The organism is Novosphingobium sp. PhB55, from assembly GCF_004368805.1.
Lineage (GTDB): Bacteria > Pseudomonadota > Alphaproteobacteria > Sphingomonadales > Sphingomonadaceae > Novosphingobium.
In genome coordinates this window covers 473,599-495,654 of the sequence record NZ_SODQ01000004.1, presented here as the reverse complement: position 1 = coordinate 495,654, position 22,056 = coordinate 473,599, and the positions used below count along the sequence as shown (strand labels likewise).

Annotated in this window: 13 protein-coding genes and 1 pseudogene; 4 read left to right on the top strand and 10 right to left on the bottom strand. The window is 61.7% G+C overall.

The genetic code is table 11. The features are described 5' to 3' along the window. Window positions 1-120 precede the first annotated feature (120 nt). Both EDF57_RS12335 and EDF57_RS12330 read right to left on the bottom strand, forming a co-directional pair. A complete protein-coding gene (locus EDF57_RS12335; RefSeq protein ID WP_134094477.1) occupies window positions 121-525 on the bottom strand; it encodes a thiol-disulfide oxidoreductase DCC family protein in 405 nt (134 codons plus the stop codon). After that, on the bottom strand, window positions 522-1,754 hold the full coding sequence (locus EDF57_RS12330; protein ID WP_132266499.1) for an NAD(P)/FAD-dependent oxidoreductase: 1,233 nt from the start codon (window positions 1,752-1,754) through the stop codon (window positions 522-524). Before EDF57_RS12330 ends, EDF57_RS12335 begins: the two co-directional genes overlap by 4 nt. A 711-nt stretch (window positions 1,755-2,465) precedes the next feature. Between EDF57_RS12330 and EDF57_RS12325 the strand changes: the two genes are divergently transcribed. Next, a complete protein-coding gene (locus EDF57_RS12325) occupies window positions 2,466-4,565 on the top strand; it encodes a TonB-dependent receptor (protein ID WP_134094573.1) in 2,100 nt (699 codons plus the stop codon). A gap of 328 nt (window positions 4,566-4,893) precedes the next feature. Here the strand turns inward: EDF57_RS12325 and EDF57_RS12320 are convergent. Both EDF57_RS12320 and EDF57_RS12315 read right to left on the bottom strand, forming a co-directional pair. Next, a pseudogene (locus EDF57_RS12320) lies at window positions 4,894-5,883 on the bottom strand (PepSY-associated TM helix domain-containing protein). A 23-nt stretch (window positions 5,884-5,906) separates the two neighbouring features. Then, the gene (locus EDF57_RS12315; protein ID WP_166675261.1) at window positions 5,907-8,060 is read right to left on the bottom strand and encodes a TonB-dependent siderophore receptor; all 2,154 of its coding nucleotides are present in this window, start codon (window positions 8,058-8,060) and stop codon (window positions 5,907-5,909) included. Between the two features lie 686 nt (window positions 8,061-8,746). Here EDF57_RS12315 and EDF57_RS12310 point away from each other — a divergent pair. After that, entirely contained in the window at window positions 8,747-10,717 is a 1,971-nt protein-coding gene (locus EDF57_RS12310; RefSeq protein ID WP_243841037.1) for a TonB-dependent siderophore receptor, read from the top strand. Between the two features lie 381 nt (window positions 10,718-11,098). Here EDF57_RS12310 and EDF57_RS12305 read toward each other — a convergent pair whose 3' ends face one another. Continuing rightward, window positions 11,099-12,049 (bottom strand): YiiG family protein, encoded by a 951-nt coding sequence (locus tag EDF57_RS12305; protein ID WP_134094474.1) that lies wholly within the window; start codon window positions 12,047-12,049, stop codon window positions 11,099-11,101. Window positions 12,050-12,255: 206 nt separating this feature from the next. Beyond that, complete coding sequence (locus EDF57_RS12300; RefSeq protein ID WP_134094473.1) at window positions 12,256-12,825, bottom strand: VOC family protein; 570 nt, start codon at window positions 12,823-12,825, stop codon at window positions 12,256-12,258. 360 nt (window positions 12,826-13,185) lie between these two features. Between EDF57_RS12300 and EDF57_RS12295 the strand changes: the two genes are divergently transcribed. Then, on the top strand, window positions 13,186-14,358 hold the full coding sequence (locus tag EDF57_RS12295; protein WP_134094472.1) for a hypothetical protein: 1,173 nt from the start codon (window positions 13,186-13,188) through the stop codon (window positions 14,356-14,358). A 288-nt stretch (window positions 14,359-14,646) separates the two neighbouring features. On the opposite strand, the gene EDF57_RS12290 is transcribed toward EDF57_RS12295, so the two are convergent. Continuing rightward, complete coding sequence (locus tag EDF57_RS12290) at window positions 14,647-15,762, bottom strand: MFS transporter (protein WP_208324857.1); 1,116 nt, start codon at window positions 15,760-15,762, stop codon at window positions 14,647-14,649. Between the two features lie 739 nt (window positions 15,763-16,501). Between EDF57_RS12290 and EDF57_RS12285 the strand changes: the two genes are divergently transcribed. Beyond that, a complete protein-coding gene (locus EDF57_RS12285; protein WP_134094470.1) occupies window positions 16,502-17,083 on the top strand; it encodes a hypothetical protein in 582 nt (193 codons plus the stop codon). A gap of 429 nt (window positions 17,084-17,512) precedes the next feature. On the opposite strand, the gene EDF57_RS12280 is transcribed toward EDF57_RS12285, so the two are convergent. From EDF57_RS12280 to EDF57_RS12270, 3 genes are all read right to left on the bottom strand, one after another. After that, a complete protein-coding gene (locus tag EDF57_RS12280; RefSeq protein WP_243841036.1) occupies window positions 17,513-19,525 on the bottom strand; it encodes a TonB-dependent receptor in 2,013 nt (670 codons plus the stop codon). A 92-nt stretch (window positions 19,526-19,617) separates the two neighbouring features. Further along, a complete protein-coding gene (locus tag EDF57_RS12275) occupies window positions 19,618-20,541 on the bottom strand; it encodes a LysR family transcriptional regulator (protein WP_132266522.1) in 924 nt (307 codons plus the stop codon). 222 nt (window positions 20,542-20,763) lie between these two features. After that, a complete protein-coding gene (locus EDF57_RS12270; protein WP_208324856.1) occupies window positions 20,764-21,789 on the bottom strand; it encodes a hypothetical protein in 1,026 nt (341 codons plus the stop codon). Window positions 21,790-22,056: the final 267 nt, after the last annotated feature.

The window sequence follows — 22,056 nt, the reverse complement described above, 5'->3', positions numbered from 1 at the left end:
CTGAAACGTCATTGTCAGTTGTCAATTGGCGAACGCTCGATGAGCGACGATCTTAGCCGCCCGCCACTATGGCACCGACCGCGAGGAGTTCGCCATCGCCGCCGAGGAGCAGGATGCGGATCACAGGATGCGAGCCGCGTGCTCGGCCGTCGGTATCCAGCACGCGGACCTCTTTCCGAACAAACGGTAGCGATGCCGCGCCACCCAGCGATAGATGGGGTCACGCAACTTGCGCGGTACGATCCGCAGCGCCGCCAGGGCGTTCCAAGGACGATCGAGGCCCGCCCATATGGCCAGCATCGCATCGCTGTCCCGCAAGACGTTGTCGCCCTCGACGACGATCAGTGTTTCCGGATTCGCCGGGTCGATCCCGAACCGGCGATAGAGCGCGGCCCCGGCCTCACCCTGCATCGACGCCAGCCGGAAACGCCCGGCCCTGTCATGCCGGAGCACGAAGGCGGCATTGGCGGAGCAGAGCACGCACATCGCGTCGAAAACGATGATGGGTCCGGAAGCGGCGTTCATGCCGCTTCCGCGCCGCGCCGAGCCATCTGACGGTCGTCCTCCAGCCCCAACGGTCGCAGCGGATTGCCGACAAGTCCGCTCACCATCGATGCCTGTATGGCGGTGGCCGGCCATAGCTTGGATAGAGGGCCGACAATCCGGTCGCGGATCAGCGGCAGCAGGCGGCTGTCGGACTGATAGACCGGGGTGAACAGCGCAGTGAGCCATTGATAAGTGAGAACGTGGCGACGGCGTAGCCGGATGCCCTGCCGAACACCCTCGTCGACGCTGCCCGCATGGTCCAGACCGCGGGCCAGCGCCCAGGCATCGAGTAGCGCCATGTTGGCGCCTTGCCCCAGTTGCGGACTGGCGGAATGCCACGCATCGCCGATATGGACGAGCGCCGGTTCGGCCGGCGAAGCCAGGGTACGATGCGCATAACGAGCGAAGGTCAACTGGTTTGGATCGGTGATCTGGTCGAGCAGCGTCCCGCAATCAGGCCAGAGTGCGCCGACCCGCGCCTTCCAGGCGGTCAATCCAGCCTCGCGCCAGTCGTCCAGCCGATCTGCCCGGAGCGACCAGAAGAAAGCTGCCTTGGACACGGCCGCGCCGGGCGGGGTCCCGATGGGCAGAACGCCGGCCATGATACTTGCCCGGTCGTAGCGCTGCGCAAGGGCGTGGGGATCGAAGCCGGCACCCCCGGGCCAGTCGAGGCTGGCCCATAACGCTCCATATGCCAGTTCCCGGCCCGTCGGCGGAGCGAGTGGTGTCCGCGTGCCGAGCGCGTCCACGACGAGATCGTAGCGATCGCCTTTCTGTCCATCGGCAAACCGCAACGCACGTTTCGTTCCCAGCAGCGTCGTTCCCACCAGTGTGCGCCCGCAATGCAATGGAATGCCTGACCGCAGCACGGCTTCGTGCAGAACCGCAAACAAGCTGGCGCGGTGTATCCCAATGCCGAAGGTGTCCGGACGGCCCAGCGAGGCATATTCCACGTCGAGCACGACCCGCTTGCCCGCCATGCCGAACAACTTATCGATGCGCGCGCCGCGTGCCAGGACCGCGTCCAGCAGGCCGAGCTTGGCGAGAACCGCCATCCCCGTGGGCTGGATCATCAGTCCGGAACCGATAGGCTGGGGCTTCTCGAACCGCTCGAACAGGGTGACATGATGCCCCGCCTCGTGAAGCAGCAGCGCTGCAGCCAGCCCGCACGGCCCACAGCCGGCAATCGCGATGTTCAGCCCCCGCATCCCTGCTGCCTAGCCCATGATGGAGGTCGGTCCAAGAGGGCGGGCTTAAATGGCCGCGCAGAAGCCGGCGATGTTCGGTGAGCCGAGGCTGCGAAATGTCCGAGCGAGACGATTTGAGCGCTCCGAAAGCGACCACCTACAAAGCTGCCGTAGAGCACATAATCTCGGCCCTGACAGCTGCGGTCGGTTCACCCAGTCGCTGATGAACCTGAAGAACCGGACGTGAGTCGATCCGAAGCGGCAACTTCGTACTCGCGAAACAGGATAGCTCACGATCGATTGCCTTGCTGTCCGCTTCCATGACTGACCCTAACGTGACGTTTAGGCGCGGATCTGCGTTCCACCTGCAGACGGGTCCAGTTATAGCGGATGCTGCCGCCGATAATCCGAATGGGTTGTAAGTGTTGCTATCGGCGAAACCCCTTGGTCGGGCTTAGGATAAAGCAAATAAACAGCGCCGATTCTTCCTTCAGCGCTTTAACATACGATTTCCTTCGCCACAGCGCGACCTATGTTGCCACGCTGTTTCGGCTCGAGATCATTACCTTCTCTAAAGTAAGATCATATTTCTCAGGCGTTTCCTCTTCGCCAAGCGATTGACAGGCGAATTGCCCGCTCTCACTTGCCTCGTGCAAATGCGAGTCAATCGCATTTTTGGGCAAACCGGGGGAATTAAGCTTGTTCGAAATCATACATCGTCACGCCCGCCGCATGGGCGGGGCCAGTCTTGTCGCATTGTCCGTGTTCGCCGCGCAGGCAGCACTTGCCAAGGAAGCCGCAGAAGAGGCCGGGGCAGAGGAGGCAGGGGCGCCGATCGTCGTCACTGCTGCCGGCTATGCGCAGGACATCACCCAAGCCCCCGCCAGCATCACCGTGATCGACCGCGCCGATCTTCAGGACAAGCGCTTCGTCAGCCTGGCAGAGGCATTGCAGGACGTTCAGGGTGTTGACGTCGGCGGCGAGGCGGGCAAGACCGGCGGGCTCAACATCTCGATCCGCGGCATGCCCAGTGAATATACTCTGGTACTGATCGATGGTCGCCGCCAGAATGCGCCGGGCGGCGTCACTCCCAACGGCTTCGGCGAGACATCGACCAGCTTCATGCCGCCCTTCGCCGCGATCCAGCAGATCGAGGTGGTCCGCGGGCCCATGTCCACGCTTTACGGTTCGGATGCGATGGGCGGCGTCGTCAACATCATCACCCGCAAGGTCGGCAACCGCTGGGTCGGCAGCGCCTCGGCCGAGAGCACGATCCAGGGCGATGAGCGCTTCGGCAATATCCAGTCTGTCACCGGCTTCGCGCAGGGCCCCGTGGTCAAGGACCTGGTCGGCCTTACCCTGCGCGGCAGCGTGTTCCACCGCGAGGGCTCGAACATCGAGATCCCAGGCGACCCGGCGCTGACACTGGGCCGCAATCCGGTCCGCTCCGACATCTACACTTACGGCGGTCGCCTGAGCTTCACGCCCCACGCCGATCACGACTTGTGGCTGGAATTCGACCGCAACGAGCAGACCTACGACAATACCGAAGGCCAACTCGGCACGCTGGGATCAGGCGGCTATTCGCCCACCCAGAAGTTCAACCGCACCAACTACGTCGCGGCGCATACCTGGCGCGCGGGCGACTTCGGCCAGCTCGACACCACGTTTACGCTTAACGAGACCGAGACGATCGGCCGCCTCGTCCCCAACGGCACTCCGGGCGCCACGCCCGGCAGCGCGCGCAATCTGGAGGCGCGCAACGACATCCTGGACTCGCGCTTTGCCGGCAAGGCCGGGCCGGTGGCCTTCACCGTCGGCGGGCAGTACTGGTGGGCGCGCATGGTGGACGGCGTAGCCCCCGCCCCCTTCAAGTTTGAACAGTGGGCCGGTTTCGCAGAAGCCACGCTCACCGTGGTCGACGGGGTCAACCTGACCGGCGGCGCACGCTACGACGATCACTCGACCTTCGGCTCAAAGTGGTCGCCCCGCGCCTATGCGGTGTGGAACGTCAACGACGACTTCACCCTCAAGGGCGGCGTCAGCCGGGGCTTCAAGACCCCGAGCGTAGAGCAGATTGCCAGCGGCATCATCGGCTTCGGCAGCCAGGGCCGCGTGCCTCTGATCGGCACCCCGGGCCTGACGCCCGAGACCAGCACCAGTTACGAGGCGGGCATCTACTATGACAGCCACGGGTTCTTCAGCGGCAACGTGACCCTGTTCAACAACGACTTCGACGACAAGATCGCCACCGGGCCGGGCATCCCCAACTGCTCGTTCGCGGGCAATCCCAACCGTCCCGGCTGCCTCGACGTCGGCAATTTCCCGGCGGTCGACCTGTTCGGCCAGTCGATCAACATCGACAAGGCGCGCACACGCGGCGTCGAGGTGGCGACCCGTTTCTCTTTCACGCCCACCGTCTCGCTTTCGGCCAACTATACCTATACCGACTCCGAGCAGCTCAGCGGCGAGGACGAGGGCCTGCCGCTGGTGGGGGTGCCCAAGCACATGTTCAACGGAAACCTGCGCTGGAGCGTGACCGACGCCGCGAACCTCTGGGTCCGCGCCGAAGTCCGTTCAAGCCGCTGGCGCGGCAACAATGCCCAGCAAGAGGCTGTGGGCGATTTCCGCAGCTACGAAGTGTTCCACCTCGGCGGGTCTTACCAGTTCACCCCCGCCTTCCGCCTCGCCGCAACGGTCTACAACATCCTGGACACCGACTACGCCGTCTATGTCCCCTATGCGAGCGGCGCAGTCACCGCACACACGCCGGCCTATTCGATCAACCAGGAAGGCCGCCGGCTCTGGATCTCGGCCAACGTCGATTTCTAAGCTCTCCAGGAGCCTGCCGGTCGTTTGCGACTAGAGCCGCAAATGATCGGCAGGCAATGCTTGGCAGACCGTGACCTGCCCCTCGAAGGGATTCCCGCCGACAAAGCGGCCGGAGGGCTCCACATCTTGGCTCCTTGATAGCTACCTCCGTTCATCCGGGCCGGATCAACCTGACTGACTTGGCGTGAGACTTTCCGGTCGTCCAACCGCAGATCAGCGAAAGACTATTCGGCTCCAAAGCTGGACTACCATTAAGGGCCGATAGCCGCGCCCCAGACAGCTCAACTGCGTTCGTTCTTGCAGATCGAGCAGCAATCCGTCCTCCGTTTTAATTTGCAAATCGCGTCCGAATTCGCTGAGCCATCTCTAGAGACGCTGGGGAGCGAAGGCCCGAAGCAGGCGACAGCAGGCACACCACTCTCTCCGGGGGCGCAGGGTCGAGAGGTATGAAGCGCAGGTCGCTGACGCCCGCGCCTCTGCTGATGTCTGCGGGCATGATCGCCGAATGTCCGCCGAGCGATACGGTCTGGAGAATTCCAGCGAACGTATTGAAGGCGATCACACGGCCAGGGGCCACATCCTGAGCATCCAGATAGGAATCTGGCCGCAGCGCGTGTCCGATATCAATGATCTCTGCCCGTGCCGGATACGCCGCCTCGAAATAGGCGTCGAGACTCTTGAAATTTGCGCTGACTGCCCAGGGCATGAACGTGAAGACCAAGGTCACCAGACCGGTGCACGTGATCATCAGGTGAAACGGCAGCGCCAGCACAGCGCTGACGTTATGGGCATCGAGCCAGCTTCACGGTCCCTTGTTGAACCGCAGGATGAAGAAGTCAGCGAAAATCTTCTTGTGCGTCACGATGCCGGAGATGATCGCCACCAGCATCGCGAGCGCGGCCATGCTCACGATCATCCGTGCCCAGCTGACAGGCATCGCATGAAGGTCGAAATGGAAGCGATAGAGAAAATACCCGCCTTCCGTATCGCGCACCTGCAGTTCGCGGCCCGTCGCTGGATCGAACCGAACTTCATGCCGATCGCGCCATGACTGGCCCGGCATCAGCCACGAAGCCAACAGGGCATCGCCGCCACGCTTGCCGGGGATCGTGACGGTCCAGCTTTCGGCGCCCACGCCGCGCGCGGCAAGCACGCGCCCCGCTGCATCGAGCGCTTTAGCCGACACCGGCGCTGAATGCACTTCGGGACGCATCCATGCACTGATCTCGCGCTCGAAATAGGCGCTCGTTCCGAACAGGAAGATGACGAAGACAATCCAGGCGGGGATCAACCCCGCCCAGGTGTGCAGCCAGGCCATCGATTGCCGGAACGACTGCGCCATCAGAACTTTCCGCGCAGCGAGACGAGGAAATTGCGCGGATCGCCGTAGAAGTTGCCGTAGCCCGGGCTGCCGATGGTGACATAATAGGTCTTGTCGAACACGTTGTTGAGATTGGCGCTCACCGAGAACTGCTCGCTCACCTCATATTCCGCCCGCAGCGACCAGACGGCGTAGCCCGGCATGCGGAACTGATACAGGTAGTAAGGCCCGTCATAGAGACCCGACACCGGGTTCAGCTCCTGCACGTAACCCGAACGGAAATTGCTGCTCTGCGCCGTCACGCCGCCGCCGATGCTGAGGCCCTTGAGCGAGCCTTCGCGGAACCTGTAATCGGTGAAGAGCTTGAACAGGTGCTTGGGCGTGATCTCCGCGAACGTGGCATCGTTGTCGCGCCGGTTCTCGTTGTCATTGTAGGTATAGCCGAGCGAGAGCTGCCAGCCGGGCAGGATCTCGCCGTTGATCTCGGCCTCGAAGCCCTGGCTCCTGAGTGAACCGTCGCGGACATAGCAGCAGTTGTCGGTGGAGCCGGCAGGCGGATTGCTAGGATCGACAGCGAACGCGCCCTGCTTGCGCACGCGATAGACCGCAAGCGATCCGGTCAGCTTGCCGCCCATCAGTTCGCCCTTGAGCCCGGCTTCGTAATTGGTGCCGGTCACCGGGGCAAGCGGTGTGCCCGGACGCGGCCCGGACATGTAGTTGGCCTGCGACTGGTAGATCTCGGAATAGCTTGCATAGAGGCTGACCGCCTTGGCCAGATCCAGCACCGTCGCCATGTAAGGCACGAACTTGGTCTTCTGGTCGATCAACGATGTGACTGCGCCCGTCGCGAGATTGCTGCCCTCGCTGCGGTCCTTCACCACCAGGCGCCCGCCGCCGATGAGCGAAAGCGCCGCGACGGGCCGGATGCGAAGCGATCCATAGAAGCCGAGGCGTTCTATGTCGGTGCGCCCCTGATAACCGCCCTGATCCCATGCCGGCGGATAGGCGATCTGCGGCGGATAGACGGGATCGAAGACGTCTCCCGGTTCGTAGTAAGTCCAGAGACTGCGATTGTCAGTCTTGTTGCGGGTGTAGTCCATGCCAAGGACCACTTCTTGCTTCTGCCCGAACGCCTGGAAGCTGCCGGTCGTGTTGAAGTCCAGCGTCAGTTCGCGAACCTTGGCTGCCGATTGATAATACCACCAGTCGATCCCGGAATGATCGATGGGATCGACGGCGTTTTCCATTTCGGCGGCATTGGTCTTGTCATTGGAACGGCTGTAGTTGGCATTGAGCCGCACCGTCCACTTGTTGCCGATGGCCTGCTCGACCCGGCCATAGGCGATGTCGATATCCCGCTCGATCCAGTTCCACGGAGCGCCTGTATTGGTGCTGCGCGGGAAACCGATATCCTCGCCGCTGCGATAGCGCGGCAGGCTGACATTGAAGGCTTCGTGCCGGTCGGACTGATGGGTGTAGCCGGCAAGCAGAAGCGTATCGGGCGCGGGATTGTACTCGATCGAGCCGTGCGCCAGCCAGCGATCGTCCGATTTGTAGTCCTGGAAGGAATTACTCATGTCGTAGACGCCGATCGCTCGTGCGCGCAGATTTCCGTCCCTGGTGAGAGCACCGGTCACGTCCGCATCGATACGAGCGTGGTCCCAGCTTCCGAACGTCATCGCGGCCCGCGCCTGCGGGTCTGCCAGCGCGCGCTTGCGCGTGAAGTTGATGACACCGCCCGCTTCGCCGGCACCGAACAGGCCGTCAGCGCCCCGGACTAGCGCGATCGAGTCGAAGATCGCGGTATCGAGATCACCGGTGGTGGTGGACGTCTGGCTGCTGGCGCCGCCGTCCAGCCGGTAATTGGTGATGGTCAGTCCGCGCGAGGTGTAAGTCGAGGAAAGCCAGGCCCTGTCCACGGTCACGCCGGTCATTTGCTGCATGACGTCCTCGACGGTCAGCAGGTTTTGATCCTCGATACGCGCCCGGGTCATCACCGTGACTGACTGAGGGATTTCGCGCAGAGCCTGTGCAGCCTTGCCGACATTGGCTGCCGCCGGGGCGTAGCTGTCGCGGCCCTCCGTGAGCGTCGGGTCGTTCGACGCGCGCTCACCGGTGACCGTGATATTGTCGGTTGGCTCGTCCTCGACCGAATTCGGCTGAGCCCACACCATCTGCGGCATCGCGCAGCTGGCGGCCAATGCCGCAATCAAGGCTGTGATGCGCGCAGGCGCGGTTGCGCAGTGTGCGTTGCTGTCCCTCATTATTACCCCTGCAGTGATATCGCGATCATGGAATTACGGAGATACCCGGAGAACCTTCGCGATTGTTGCGGGCGCCGCTTAATGAGAGCGCTATAGATTCGCAATAGCATTATCATCGCAGTTCATGTCAGATGATCACGCCGCAAGGGGAGGTCGGTGGAACTACGGCCCCCTTTGGCAGAGCCTTTCAGCGCCATGGGTCGTCATAAATGGCGAAATTGCTTGGCAATAACCGGTCATGCCGTCCCAGTCTTTGTTGGAGACCGAAGATCGATGTGTTTCCGATGCAACACTCTCAGCGAATCTCGTGACCTAAGCAAATGCCTCGAATTCAGGGCGAAGGCAGTACCACGGTGGTGCGTGCGAGCGATGCTGCAGCACCGCATGCTATTGTGATTGATTCGCATTAGCGTCATCCCTATCAGCACTTCCAATCCGGGGAGGAATTCAGAGTGCTAGGTCGATTGCTTTTCACAGCTGCGGTTCCGGCCTTGGCCGCATGTCCAGCCTACGCCTCGGATGCTCCTGCACCCGCCGATCAACCGCTGTCCCGGACGGACATCGTCGTCACCGGAGCAAGGTCCAAGCAGGTTGACTTGAACGAAAGCTCCTCGGCAACCGGCCTCGATCTGTCGATCCGGGAAACTCCTCAATCGGTCACCGTAGTCGATCGCCAGCGGATAGACGATTTCGCGCTGACGAACGTCAACGATCTTCTCGAACAGACCGTGGGCGTCACCGTCCAGCGCAATGAAACCGACCGCACCGAATACAGTTCGCGCGGCTTCGACATTACCAATTTCCAGGTCGACGGTATCGGGCTACCTCTGCTCGGCGCGGTGGATGGCGATCTCGATACGATCTTGTACGAACGCGTCGAGATCGTGCGCGGCGCGAACGCGATCATGACCGGCGTGGGCAATCCGTCCGCGACGGTGAATTACTTGCGCAAGCGCCCGACCACGACGTTTCAGGCGAACGCTTCGGCCTACGCGGGCTCGTTCGACATGTGGCGACTGGAAGGCGATGTATCCGGCCCGATCAACGCCAGCGGCACATTGCGGGCGCGCGTCATCGGCGCGCACGAGGAACGCAATTCCTATCTGGACTACAACCAGGTCAACCGCACGGTGCTGGGCGGTTCCGTCGCGCTGGACATCACGCCCTCGCTTACCGCTACGGTTGGGTACACAAGGCAGAAGAACAAGGCGGACGGGATCCTGTGGGGCGCCCTGCCGCTGGTTTACAGCGACGGCACCCGCATATCCTATCCCCGTTCCGCTTCCACTTCGGCGCCCTGGACTTACGCCAATGTCCTCAACGAAAGCGCGTTCGGCGAACTGACCTACCGGGTCGGCGGCGACTGGTCGCTACGCGGTGTTTTCACGTACAACCACGTCGATTCCGACGCGAAGCGGCTTTACGCTTCGGGTACGCCCGATCCGGAAACCGGCCTTGGCATTGCTGGCAGCAGCGGCATCTACCCCAGCCACAACAAGCAATACCTGATTGACGGCTATGCATCGGGCAGCGTAAATCTGTTCGGCCGCAGCCATCAGCTGGCCTTTGGCGTATCGAACGGTTGGCTCCGCAGCAGCGAATATGAGGCCTACTCCGATACCGAAATCGACTATGGCGACATCCGCCAGCTCAGTTCCTTCGTGCCCCCGGAACCGGACTATCCCGAGATCACGATCCAGGGGCAAGAACGCAATCGGCTGACGCGGGTCTATGGTGCGATCCACCTCAATTTTACGGACCGATTGAAAGGCGTCGCCGGCGCGTCGGCCGTGTGGCTGAAGACGAGCGGCGATTCCTACGGGTCCGATCTTGCGCGAGACGATCACAAGGTCAGTCCCTATGCCGGCCTGCTGTTCGACCTGACCCGCAACCTGACACTCTACGCGAGCTATACCGATATCTACGCGCCGCAGAGCCAGGTGGACATCGACAACCGCCGCCTCGCCCCCGCAAAGGGCACTTCGCTGGAAGCCGGGATCAAGGGCAGCTGGCTGGACAACCGCCTCTCCGCGACGGCCGCCATCTTCAAGGCAAAGCAGCGCGGGCTTGCCTGCTACGTTGGCACGTTCGACGGAACCGATGGTCCGCTGGGCCTCGACTATTACGAAGCCTTGGACACCACCTCCAAGGGGTTCGAAGTGGAGGTTTCAGGGCGCGTCACCGATCATTGGCAATTGAGCGGAAGCTTTACCCACCTCAAGATCGAAGACAACCAAGGCCTGCGGACACAGAACCAGGTCCCGCGCGACAGCGTGAAGCTGGCGGCAACGTATGAGGTTCCGGAATGGCGCGATCTCAAGCTGGGCGCGCAATTCCGCTACCAGAGCGCGATAAGCGGGACCGATGATAGCGCCGGCCTGCCCATCTCCCAGAAAGGCTACGCCGTCGTGGATGTTTTGGCAGGCATCAAGGTGGTCGACCATCTCCAAGCCAGCGTGAACGTGCGCAATCTGACCAACGCCAAATACCTGAACTCGCTGGCGTGGGGTCAGGCCTTCTATTCTCCCCCACGTAGCGTGATTGGAACGATACGCTTCGATTACTGAATGAAGCGAATCGCGAAGGGCCCGACGGCGGGCGCCTCCACCGGCAAAGTTGGCTTAGGCGAAGCAGCCGCGATCGCACTGAAAACAGGATATGCTATTTGCGGACGCGACTGCCCATGCCGCCCTGTCCTGCCGAGAAATTTCAACCCTGGTCGGTCGCTCAGGGGGCGATTTAACGTTTCCGAAACCTGCCGATCCGGTATCCTCTGCCCACCAGACTCGTCCGCGACGAAATGGGTGGGAAGTCGTTATAGGCTTCTCCCCTTTCAGGGGAGCGAGGAGCCGCCGCTCCGGGGCGTTTTCAGCCCGAGTATCCTGCCGCCGTCACCCGTCATCTCAGGTGAGGCGGCGCAGCGTCCGCCTCAGTTTAACGATCGACCATCAGCACTGCTTGATGTTGATGTTGCTAATCACGTCGTTGTAGTTCTGCAGCAGAGTCTCTCCATCCTGAGTCTGTTGCGGCTTCATCAACATGAATGATGAGTTATTCTTGCTCTCCTTGGCATATGTGCCGTCCTCGGTCCGCTGAATGATGTTTCGTCCGGCGGCGAGATAGGCGTTTACATGCAGCATGAAGCCAGGGCACCCATCCTTGTTCGTCTCGCGGATCTTGTTTTCGAACTTTATACCCATGATATTGAACTGATCGAGCGATGCCTTGAAAGCGTCCTTCTGATCGCCGAGGCCCTTGCCGTCGAGAACGCCCGATGCATGGTCAATGCTTTCCTTGATATGGTAGACCATACCCATGCGGTAATAATCGAGGGTGTCTTTCTTGGTGGCCTCGAACTCCGCCTTGATCCTGGCCCGGTCCTTGGCATCGATACCCTTCATGTAGGCAGACTGAGCAGTAGCTAGGTTCTCGAGGGCGGCGATGAGTGAAGGCTGGATTTCGCGGCCGTGCGCACCCTTATCGCTGGTGTAGGTCTTCGCCTCGATATAGTTCGCCATATCGCGATAAAGCGGATCGACCTTGCCAAGTGCGTCGCTGTAGGCGCGGCCAGCGCCATCGAGTTCCGCCATATCAGGCTTCATAGCGATCGCCTTGTCCAACTGCTCCTTGATCCTTCCGATTCCAGGCTCACAAGGGAAAAACAGGTTGGTCATATCCTTCCTGCCATCGAAAGCAGGCTCGATCGATTTTCGGTACGTTTCCAATGTTTTCGCGAATGAAACCTGCCCCATATTGGCGGCTTCGACATAGGCATTATATTTCTGCAGTTCGCCCTGATCGGCGGGCGTATGCGCCTGATGCGATTTGTCATTATCCTGGCTACCGCAGGCGGAAAGCGCGAGCACACAAGCCGAGAGAGCCAGCGAGCGGATCAGCATTTTCGTAATCACTAAATTACCTCAGGTGAATTGATACCAAGAGTTGGCGAGGCGCCCGCCACAGCGGGATCGAGGACGCTTCATGCCTCCCATGCCCTGAACGGCGATAGCATTCAAATTCAATGAGTTGAGTGGATGTCGAGAACGTTGGCTTCGCTTTCAAGCTCATCTTCATCGCAGACACTGCGCTGAACGATGTGCGAGCCTTATGTGACGCCGTGGGCTTCGGGTATGTTCGAAATCGCCCCCTCAGGCCGAGCAATCAGTTCCTCGTGGGAAGCCCCGTGGCGATATCGCTGGAGCAACGCTTCGGGGTCCACGCCGACGCCGATGGGGTTTCGAGCAAAGACATCGCTCTTCATGAATGCGATCGAGCCTTCACTGTCGAAGCAATCGACTTGCAGTTCGATGCGATTACCGTCCGGGTCCATGTAGTAGAAAGACAAGGTCACGCCGTGATGGACCGGCCAATAGGGGGTGATGCCGAGGTCGCGCAGCCGAGCATAGAGGTCCAGCAGGTCACCTGCGCTTGCGTAGGTATACGACAGATGATTGACGCCGCTTTCGGCTTTTCCTGCGCCCTGGATCGGTTCCGGCTGCAAAACTTCCAGATTGGCGAAAGCGAACCGATGGTATTCCTCATCATATCGCAGGAAAGACAGAACTGCGTCGCCATGAACGACCACCGCCTCGAAAACGTTCTGGTACCAAGCCAGCATTTCCTCATATCGGCGCGTCTGGAAAAGCACGTGCGAAAACTTGATTGGAACTGCCATGTTCGTCCTCCGCGGACATCTTGTATGGAGAGAATACACGGTGGAACATAGACCGAACAGGCGAAATGCTATCGCCCGCTAAATCTTTGCTTGCCCACTGGCCGGAGAAACGCTTTTGGAAGGGCGATCCGCCGTTTTTGAAGCTTCGCTCCCGCGCTAGCGGGAATTACGAGAACAAGTGAATGGAATGTCCACTATGTCGTAGACAGCTACCGGATTATTGCCGGTCTGCACTTGGGGACTGGCGATCACTCTTTGAACGGCGACAAAGGCTCAGGGATTGCAAGGTCGTCGCCCTCTCGCGAGGCCAATAGGGCGATGGGGCATTGTAGCATGCTAATTTCAGCCTAGGGTTTCGTAATGACGCGAATTCACTCCCACCTTCTGCTCGCTCTCCTTGTCTGTTGGGCGGCACCGAGCAACGCTGATAGTTGGCTCCCCGCTGAGCCGAAGATTTACGTGTCGCCAGACCAAACCTATCGTGTCCGAATTGATCCGCGCCCGATCACCAGCCCGTTGGCTTATTTTTCCGACAAGGTGAAAGGGCGCGAGCCAGCGGGGGCACCGAAGGGGCATAAGGACTCCAAGGCGACAGCGACGATCGAGCATCTTGAAAATGCTGGTCAATGGATTCGTATATGGTCCGGCAACTTGTCCAACCAAGTGGCTCCGGTCGACGCGCTGATCGCCGATGGCGGAAAATATCTGGTGACCTTCGATAACTGGCATTCCATGGGATATGGCCAAAACGTCGTGGTAATTTACGATGGCCATGGGCAACTGATCCGCGCACTGGCCTTGAGCGACATTGTATCGACGGACCACATTGCTGCGTTGCAGCATTCGGTCAGCTCGATCCAGTGGCGCGGTGAGCCACATCTTACGCCGGAAGGGTTGCTGGTCATCCCGATCGTCGTTCCAGACGAGCAGGAAGAGAGCAAAGAGGAAACTTACCTAGATGCTGTGCTGCGGCTGTCCGATGGCTCGGTAATTTCCGGCTCATCGCCTGATTGGCAGAGGGCGGAGGCGACAGCACAATTTGTGGCCCGCCAGAAGCGGGATTATGAAGAGCAGGCCAAACAGGCGTTCATCGCGCCGTTACTCGGCCCCAGCGAGAACACCGAACGAAACTGGCACGGCTATCTGAACGAGGCATTCAATCGTTCGTCATCAGACTGGAAGGACGAGACTACATCCACGACGGTTCTTCGCGACCCAAATGCCCCTGACTATGCTGCATCGGAAGGCTGGCTACGCGACGCACTACTGCCGCTTGACTATGAGCATGGCACGATGAGCTTTGCCAGCATTGCGCCATTTTATTTTTTCGTGGCACGCTTGAAAGCCATTTTAGCCGATGCCGAACCGGGTCAACTTAAAGGCTCAAAGGTCCACGTCGCCGCACCCACGAGCGCGCTTCCCCTATTGCAGACTATTTTCGCCAAGACCGGTGCAAAAGTGTTCGTCTTTGATCCAAATATCCCGATCCCCCAGCGTCCAGATCGCCTGAAGCGCTATCTCTCCAGAGACTGAAGGTTGAGTTTCGGCCTAGCACTGAAGCTTGGAGTGCCTGCAATTTAGGTGGATGCCGCCAGTCCGCTCGTGGGGAGCGGAAATCGGCGGCTGAGCGTCCTGGAACGGCCCGCACCGGAAGGCGACGCCGAAGCGTTGGAATGTCCGCTATCCCGTTCTCGGATCTGCGAAGCTGCCCTTCCAGACTGCCCCCAACTAATGCCCTTCCATCGCCTATGCAGAATCCCATGCGTGGACGGCCAATCATGGAGCGACAGCAATCGATCCCACCGCGGTCGACATCCGTAGTCAGCGCCTCCGCATCAGCGGGCGGTTCACGCCCACCACGAGGATGATCAGCGACACGCCTAGGATACCCGCGCTCACGATAGGGAACGATCCTGCCCCGGAGCGATCCAGCAGGAAGCCCCCTGCGACCCCGCCCAGCGCCACGGCGCTGTTCCAGGCTGTCGTGCACATCGACTGGGCGACGTCCATGGAATCAGGTGCCAGCCGCGCTATCGCCGTCTGGGTGACCGCGCCGAAGCCACCAAAGGAGATGCCCCATATGACGGCGGACAGATAGATCGGGAGCGTCGCCGTAGCGCCGAACATCCACATCGCGAGCGCTGCCATGAAGAAGCCGAGCTGCACCGGCCCCATCACAGTCAGGTGTCGATCCACAAGCGCGCCGACCAGGGCGAGGCCGCCGATCGACCCGATGCCGAAGAGGAGCAGGATCAGGTCGAGGCTTCTGGCCTGGCCGATCGCGCGCAGGAAGGGCTCTACGAAGATGTAGATGATGTTGTGGCCTATAATGTAGGTGAGGATCACCGCCGTTGTCGCGGCGACGCCGGGACGCAGCAGGACCGTAAGCAGCTTTTCCCGCTCGCCGCCCTGCTCGCCAGGGAAGTCCGGGATGATCCGCTGGACCCAGATCATAAGCACAAACGCCAGCCCCGAAACCATCCCGAACGCGCCCTGCCAGCCGAGCACGTGTCCCAAGGCCGAGCCCAGAGGCACGCCGACCACGAGCGCGGCCGTTGCGCCCGCGCCAGAAATCGCGATGGCCCTGCCGCCCATGCCCGGTGGGGCCATGCGCACAGCATAGCCAGCCAGCATTGACCAGACTGCGCCGCCGAAGAGGCCAGCCACGAAGCGCGCTGCAAGGGTGAGATAGATGTTGCCAGACAGCGCCGTGATCAGATTGACCGCAGCGAACCCACCAAGAAGGAAAAGCAAAAGGGGCTTGCGTCGCAGGCTGCGGGTCATCGCGGTGACCGGGATCGCCGAAATGAGCGCGCCGACCGCAAACGCCGTGATGAACTGGCCCGCCACGCTTTCCGAGATCGACATGCCGGTCGAGATGGCGGAGAGCAGACCGGCCGGCATGATCTCCGTGAGTAGGGTGACGAACGCGGCCATCCCCAATGCGAGCAGACCCGCCAGCGGGAGGCGTTCGGCTTTCTCGCGGTTGGGAGGAACCGAGCCCCTATCCCATCCGACTTGCTTCCGACCACGTCGAACCACGCCACTCACTTGCGTCACCATCCATCACTTCAAAGGTCCGGCGATCGTTAGGCGGCTGGAGATCGGATGGCCACCCCGCGCACCTTCGGGACAAGTGACATTTTCCATCATCGAGATCGAGGCCATGATGCAAACGTCCGCAGCGCGCATGCCAGAGCCTAGCGGCGAACGTCAGATCGGTGGGCCAGGCATCCCGCCATTCGCAAGCGGAAATGCTGCCAGGCAGCGCTGCGGGCAGCAGCGGAACTGCGGCTATAACGGCTGGGCTCCGCTTCCATTGGCCACGATTAATTCCTGAGCCCACCACGTCACCGATAGGCGCCTAAACCGTCCCACTCCCCGAGATTAACTCAGGCCCCCGGCCTAAGGATTCCCGTCTGTTATCCTGCCAAGGCGCTGCGCAAAGGGCAGCGCCGGGACTGGTAATCCCGTCAGTAATCCAAGCTCGGAAAACACGGTTTTCCGGGGTGCCGTCGCGCATGTCCAAACCTTCGGGTGAAAGGCGGCGGCGCATGTTACTGACATGTTACCAGCTCCGGCGGCTCCCGCGCGTTAGCGTGCGGGAGTTCGGGACTGCTCCGCATGGTCCTCGGCCTTCCGCCAACCCGCCCTGATGCGGACCCGGAGGTGCTAAATGAACAATCTTGTTCCTGCGACTTCACCCGATGAAATGGCCGCCGTGTCGGCGGCGTTGGACTCCCTGCCACACGACAATTCCGCGCTCGCTGTGCTGTGGAAAATCTATGGCGCCGAGCCGGTGCGCCTGGTCCGTACGCAGGAGGGCCGCAAGCTCAGCCTCGCGCGCTACCACCGCGCCGAGGAATTCATGAGCAGCCTCGCGCCTGATGCGCCCGGCGACTGGCCCGATTTCCTTTACTCGACCGGCATCGTCGTCCAGCTCGCGCTATCCTCGCACCTGCTCGATGTCGGCTTTCCGGACGGCTGGTGTGCGCGGCACATCAGCCTCAATGTCGATCGATCGCTGGCCTACGCCAATGTCACCGCGTTCGGCTACGATTGCGCCGAGACGGCGCGGCTCATCCAGGTGCTGGCGCCCTATTGGAAATGGAACCGGCGGCACCTTATGGGCGGCAAGCATCCTGACGATGGCGGCTTCGCACCTGACAAAGTGCGCACGCTGGTCGGCGGCCTCGTCGACCATGTCTGCCATGTCACGGGGCATGCCCGATCGCGGCGGCGCGCGATGCCGTCCTGACCTCTTCAAACGTTCAGCTAGCGAAGCCGGATCGCTCTGGCGCGAGAACCAGCTCAGTGGTCCTCTTCCTTGGACACTCCGATATCCAGCTTCATTACTGGCGAGGCGGCGTGAGACCCGAGGTTGAGATGCTATGGGGCCGAAAGTTATCATTGTGCCGACTGCCACCGCCACCTGAAACGCTACTGGTATCGCCATTGCACCTTTATTCGGCGCTGGGAGCGCCTACCAGCTGCAACGACCCCAGATCTCAACGCCCCTGCCCGAGCTATTTGGTCCAGTTCCGCAACTGTTGACAAGGGATTGAAGTAAACGATTGCAGCTGGAACCGGGATCTGGCCAAGTCCTAACGTGTCGAAGTTTCGATAAATACTTCAGCTTGCCGAGGAAAGGCGCTTCGGAGCGGGACCGAAGCGCCTTTGAGCCGAGTCAAAAGCGGGCGGTCGCGCCCATCCAGACGCGGGCGGGATCGATCATGTAGCCGGCCTCGTCGTAGTTCAGGCGCTTGTCGAACAGGTTCTGCACGCCGGCGTGGAAGGTGAAGCCGGGCGAGACCTTGTAGGAACCGCCCATGTCCACAGTGGTATAGGATTCCACGACGAGATTGTTGCCGCTGATCTGGGCTTCGGTAACCGCCTCCTCGCCGCGGAACACTGCGCGGGCATACAAGCTGAGACGCTCGTCCGGGCGCCAGTTCAGCGAAGCGCTGGCCTGCTGTTTTGGGGTGTCGTTGAGCGCCATGCCCGCGCTGGCACCGGTGAGCTGCTCGGAATCGGTCAGCGTCCCCGTAGCGTTGAACCGCAGGGTTCGGGTGAGGTTGAGATCGATGGTCGCCTCGATCCCGCGGACCTTGGCCTTGTCGACATTGACGTAAGTCGTCGGCGGCCGGCCGATCGAACTGAGCGGCTCGTTCACGCACCAGGCCCCGGCCTGTTCGCATGTAAGCCGGGTGATCTTGTCATTGAAGCGGGTGTCGTAAGCGGTCAGGCTCGCCTGGAAGCCCTTGCCCTCATACATGGCCACGGCCTCGATCGTGCGTGAGGTCTCTGCCTCGAGATCGGGGTTGCCGTAAATGGTGCCGCCGCGGCTGGACTGGCCCCAGTCAGGCAGGGTCTGGCGTAGGTTCGGTGCGCGGAAGCCCTGCGAATAGCCACCCTTGAGAGTGAATTGCGCGGTGGTGTTCCACACGAGGTAGACGCGCGGCGTCCAGTGCGCACCATATTGCTCGTCATTGTCGAGACGAAGCCCTCCGGTCAGGCGCAGGGTATCCAGGATTGACAGCTCGTTTTCGGCAAACAGCGCCCAGTTGGTGCGGCTGGCACCGGCGCGACTGGAACCGGGCAGCAGGTTGCCCACCGTGTCCGTCAGATCCTCGTTACGGAAGAAACCGCCCAGACTGAGCATGTTGGAAGGAAGTTGCACCGACCAGATCGACTGCGCGACGGTGTTCTTGATGCGTTTGGTGGTTTCGAGGTTCTTGGCATCCTCGTACTGGACGTAGCTTTCCGAATTGGCGAAGCCCCAGCGGCCGGAATGGCTGAGCGCGGCGACGTAGCGTTCCTGGGTCTGAACATCGCGCGTACCTTCGGGCACCGTAGCGGTCACTTCCACGGTCTTGCCGGCCGTAGCGGTCACTTCCTGGCGGTAGAAGCCGCCCTCAACAAGGAAGTCGTGGTCCGGCCCGGCCGAGAAGCCTACCTTTCCTCCCAGACTCTCGTCCTTTCGCTCAGGCGTGCCGCCGACCACGCGGTCCTCGCTGCGGCGGTTGATCGCGCCCTGGACCTGCAGGCCAACCCCCTTGGCCAGCGGGCCGGAGAGATAGAAGTTGCCGTCGTAGAAATTGCCGTAGTCGCTGCCCAGCTGCATGGTGCCGTTCACCCGCACGCTGCCACGCCATGAGGGCGCGATGCGGCGGGTAATGACGTTGACGACGCCGCCCATCGCGTCCGAGCCATAAAGCGAGGACATCGGCCCGCGCACCACTTCGATGCGCTCGATCGATTCCAGCGGTGGCAGCAGTCCGCCTTCGGACGTGTTGCCGCCATTGGTGCGCGTCTCGCGGCTGCTCAGGCGCTTTCCGTCCACCAGGATCAGCGTGTACTGCGGGGACATGCCGCGGATCGAAATGTCGCGGCTGTTGCCCTCGCCGGGGGTGACGGTCACGCCGGGAATTTCCATCAGGGCGTCGGTCACCTCGCGGTAAGGCAGGCGCTCCAGGTCCTCGCGGGTGATGACGCTGATCGAGGCCGGCGCGTCCTTCACTTCCTGCTCGCGGCTGGTGGCGGTGACGACGATGGTCGAAGCGCTGGTGGCGCCTCCAGAATCCTCGCCAAGCTCGTCGGCCAGAGCGGACGGAATGGCGAAGGCCGTCGTCACGCCCGGCAGAGCCGCGGCAAGACTAACGGCGGCCGCGCTCGTGCGCAGCCGGAACTTGTGGATCACGATTACCCCCTTGGAACACTAATGCGAATGCTTTGCAGTAGCGCTCTTGACCCGGTGTTTCGCTCGGGCCAACAGTCAAGATCGGATATCGACTATTCAGAAATGCATGGCCGCGAACCGGAAGCCGAAAGGCGTCCGAGCCGCTCCCGCAACCAGCGGGAAGCGGGATCGCGGTGACTGCGCTCATGCCAGAGCAGCCAGTACTGCAGCACGCCCAACTCGGCCGGCGCCGGGCGCGTGGCCAGGCCCTGCCCCGCCTCGAAGCGGTCCGCAGCCCGCGAGGGCAGCACCATGACCAAGTCCCCTGCCGCCAGCATGTCCGGCGCGAGACTGAAATAGGGCAGGCTGGCGGCGATCTTGCGCGAGGCGGCGTTGGGTCCGAGTGACATCGTCACCCGGTCCAATTCGGCCTCGCTGACCGTCAGGCTCAGATGCGAATGCGCCAGGAACGCGTCGAGCGGCACCGGCTCATCGCTGCCGGCCAGCGGATGATCCGCAAGCGTAACGCAGACGAACTCGTCCTCGAACAGCAGGGCGCGGTGAAGCTGCGAAGGATCGTGATCGAGCCCGGAAATGGCCAGATCGATATCGCCCTCGGCCAATGCGCGGTGCGTGGCGTGGCTCAGCGGCACGATGTCGATGCCGATGGCAGGCGCCTCGGCGCGCAAGGCGGCCATGGCGGGCAAGAGAACGGACATGACGCCGAAATCGGTGGTGGCCACGCGGAAGCGACGCTCCACTCGCGCGGGATCGAAGCGCTCTTCCACCAGCAGCGCGGATGTGGTCGCCATCCAGTCGGCCAGGCGGCCAACCAGTTCCTCGCCGCGGCGGGTGCGCGACATGCCGGTGCCGGACCGCACGAGCAGCGGATCCTTGAGCGCAGTGCGAAGCTGCGAGAGCGACCGGCTGACGCTCGGCTGGCTCACGCCCAGCGCCAACGCCGTGCCGCTGACGCTCTTGGTCTTGAGCAGCAGGGTGAGCGTCAGGAGCAGGTTGGGCGAAATCGGCAGGAGCATAGGAGGCGCCTATTGCAACTTTGTCTCATTCGCAATCATCCCGCCCAATGAGACAAGGCTGTTCCTGCGTAGGTAAGGTGGAGAAAGCCTTTATAATATCGCAGTCGCTGGCGCGAAAACCTGGAGAAACAAAACCCGGAAAGTGCGAAGACGGGGCGTTAGCCGATGCGCGAAACCATGCTTCGGCGTCAACGGCCGGGCCGTGCCACTCGACCGGACAAGTTACGGTAGCGCCATGAATTCCCAGACGGGCTTGTAAAACGGCGTGCCGTCGGCCCGGCGCGGCAGGAACTTGTCAAACGCCATGGCGAGGTGCGCATTCACCAGCGCCACAAGAGGCCGTGCAGTGGTCAGCTGGTGTGACCCTCCGTAAGGCGCGCGGGTCAGATCGGTCCCCTGAGCAGGCCCGAACCGCGCCAGACCGATGGCTTCCCAGCTCGCCTTCGCGACCGAGAGGGGCACCACCGGGTCGGAAACATGAGAGAAGCCGTATTGCCGCTCGACCGGAGTGGCATTCGGTCTCGACAGCCATGGCGAGGTGAGGCCCGCCCTTGTGACGTCCGCCACGCCGGAAATCATGACAGCACGCAGCAATGCATGCCGCTTCGCAAGCAGGGCGACGTGTCCAGCGCCTTGGGAATGACCAACGGCACTGACGCGCGACCATTCGATCGCGTCATGACTCAGGAAAGCGCTCCATCCTTCATCAGGATAAGTGGCGGCAAGATACTTGAGCAGCCTGTACAGCCTGGGCTCGATAGCATCGGGACGGCTGACGGTAAGCAACGGCGTCAGATCCTCGCCGGTCAGAATTTCCTCGCGCACCTTTCCGGTGCAGTCGTCGTCGGCGGACCCTTTGCAAAGCGCTGCGACCGCTTCCGCATTGGGATAGGCGATGGAAATTGCATGGTAGCCGCGTCTTGCCGCCGTCCGCACGATATCCTGAGTCATCGAGGTGGCGGTGCGCGTGCCGTCGACGAACAGAAACAGCTTTGCTTTGCGCGCCGTACCGGCGGACGGAAGCAGCACGAGATGTCTGTCCTGCAGTTTTGTCACCGGGTTCGGCACCTGCGTCGCCGCAGGATCGGCGGCGGAAACGGGTACATCGTGCCGTACAAGCCCGGCATCCCCGTCCGCCTCTCCGGCTGCCAGAGAAGGCACTGCAAGCACGAGGCAAGAGGCGATTGCGAACCAAAGCGTCGCGGCCTTGCGCGGCGTTCCAGGGGACGGATTCATACGCTGCTCCATTGAGGCGTGAGGACAGTGCCGGGATATGTGTGCCAACGGTGAGGTTGGGGAAGTTGTTCAGCATTCCAGTCGGTTGGCTCGCTTTGTAACCAGGCATGCCGGTATCCCGCCTTGTAGGTCGACAGGACATGAATGCTGGATGAGGGACTGGCCGTTGAGGACCGGCGAAACCCTCAAGCCCGTTGTCTTCACACCCTTTGTGGCGGCTTTTGCGTTCGTTGCGCGGGCACGACCTGCCACCCCCGCTTGTTCCTCGCGCCTTCATCC

Bases quoted from the DNA above. Each gene is read 5' to 3' on its own strand.
- EDF57_RS12335 (WP_134094477.1), bottom strand. From the start codon at position 525: ATGAACGCCGCTTCCGGACCCATCATCGTTTTCGACGCGATGTGCGTG.
- EDF57_RS12330 (WP_132266499.1), bottom strand. From the start codon at position 1,754: ATGCGGGGGCTGAACATCGCGATTGCCGGCTGTGGGCCGTGCGGGCTG.
- EDF57_RS12325 (WP_134094573.1), top strand. From the start codon at position 2,466: ATGGGCGGGGCCAGTCTTGTCGCATTGTCCGTGTTCGCCGCGCAGGCA.
- EDF57_RS12315 (WP_166675261.1), bottom strand. From the start codon at position 8,060: ATGGTGTGGGCTCAGCCGAATTCGGTCGAGGACGAGCCAACCGACAAT.
- EDF57_RS12305 (WP_134094474.1), bottom strand. From the start codon at position 12,049: ATGCTGATCCGCTCGCTGGCTCTCTCGGCTTGTGTGCTCGCGCTTTCC.
- EDF57_RS12300 (WP_134094473.1), bottom strand. From the start codon at position 12,825: ATGGCAGTTCCAATCAAGTTTTCGCACGTGCTTTTCCAGACGCGCCGA.
- EDF57_RS12295 (WP_134094472.1), top strand. From the start codon at position 13,186: ATGACGCGAATTCACTCCCACCTTCTGCTCGCTCTCCTTGTCTGTTGG.
- EDF57_RS12290 (WP_208324857.1), bottom strand. From the start codon at position 15,762: ATGGCCGCGTTCGTCACCCTACTCACGGAGATCATGCCGGCCGGTCTG.
- EDF57_RS12285 (WP_134094470.1), top strand. From the start codon at position 16,502: ATGAACAATCTTGTTCCTGCGACTTCACCCGATGAAATGGCCGCCGTG.
- EDF57_RS12275 (WP_132266522.1), bottom strand. From the start codon at position 20,541: ATGCTCCTGCCGATTTCGCCCAACCTGCTCCTGACGCTCACCCTGCTG.
- EDF57_RS12270 (WP_208324856.1), bottom strand. From the start codon at position 21,789: ATGGAGCAGCGTATGAATCCGTCCCCTGGAACGCCGCGCAAGGCCGCG.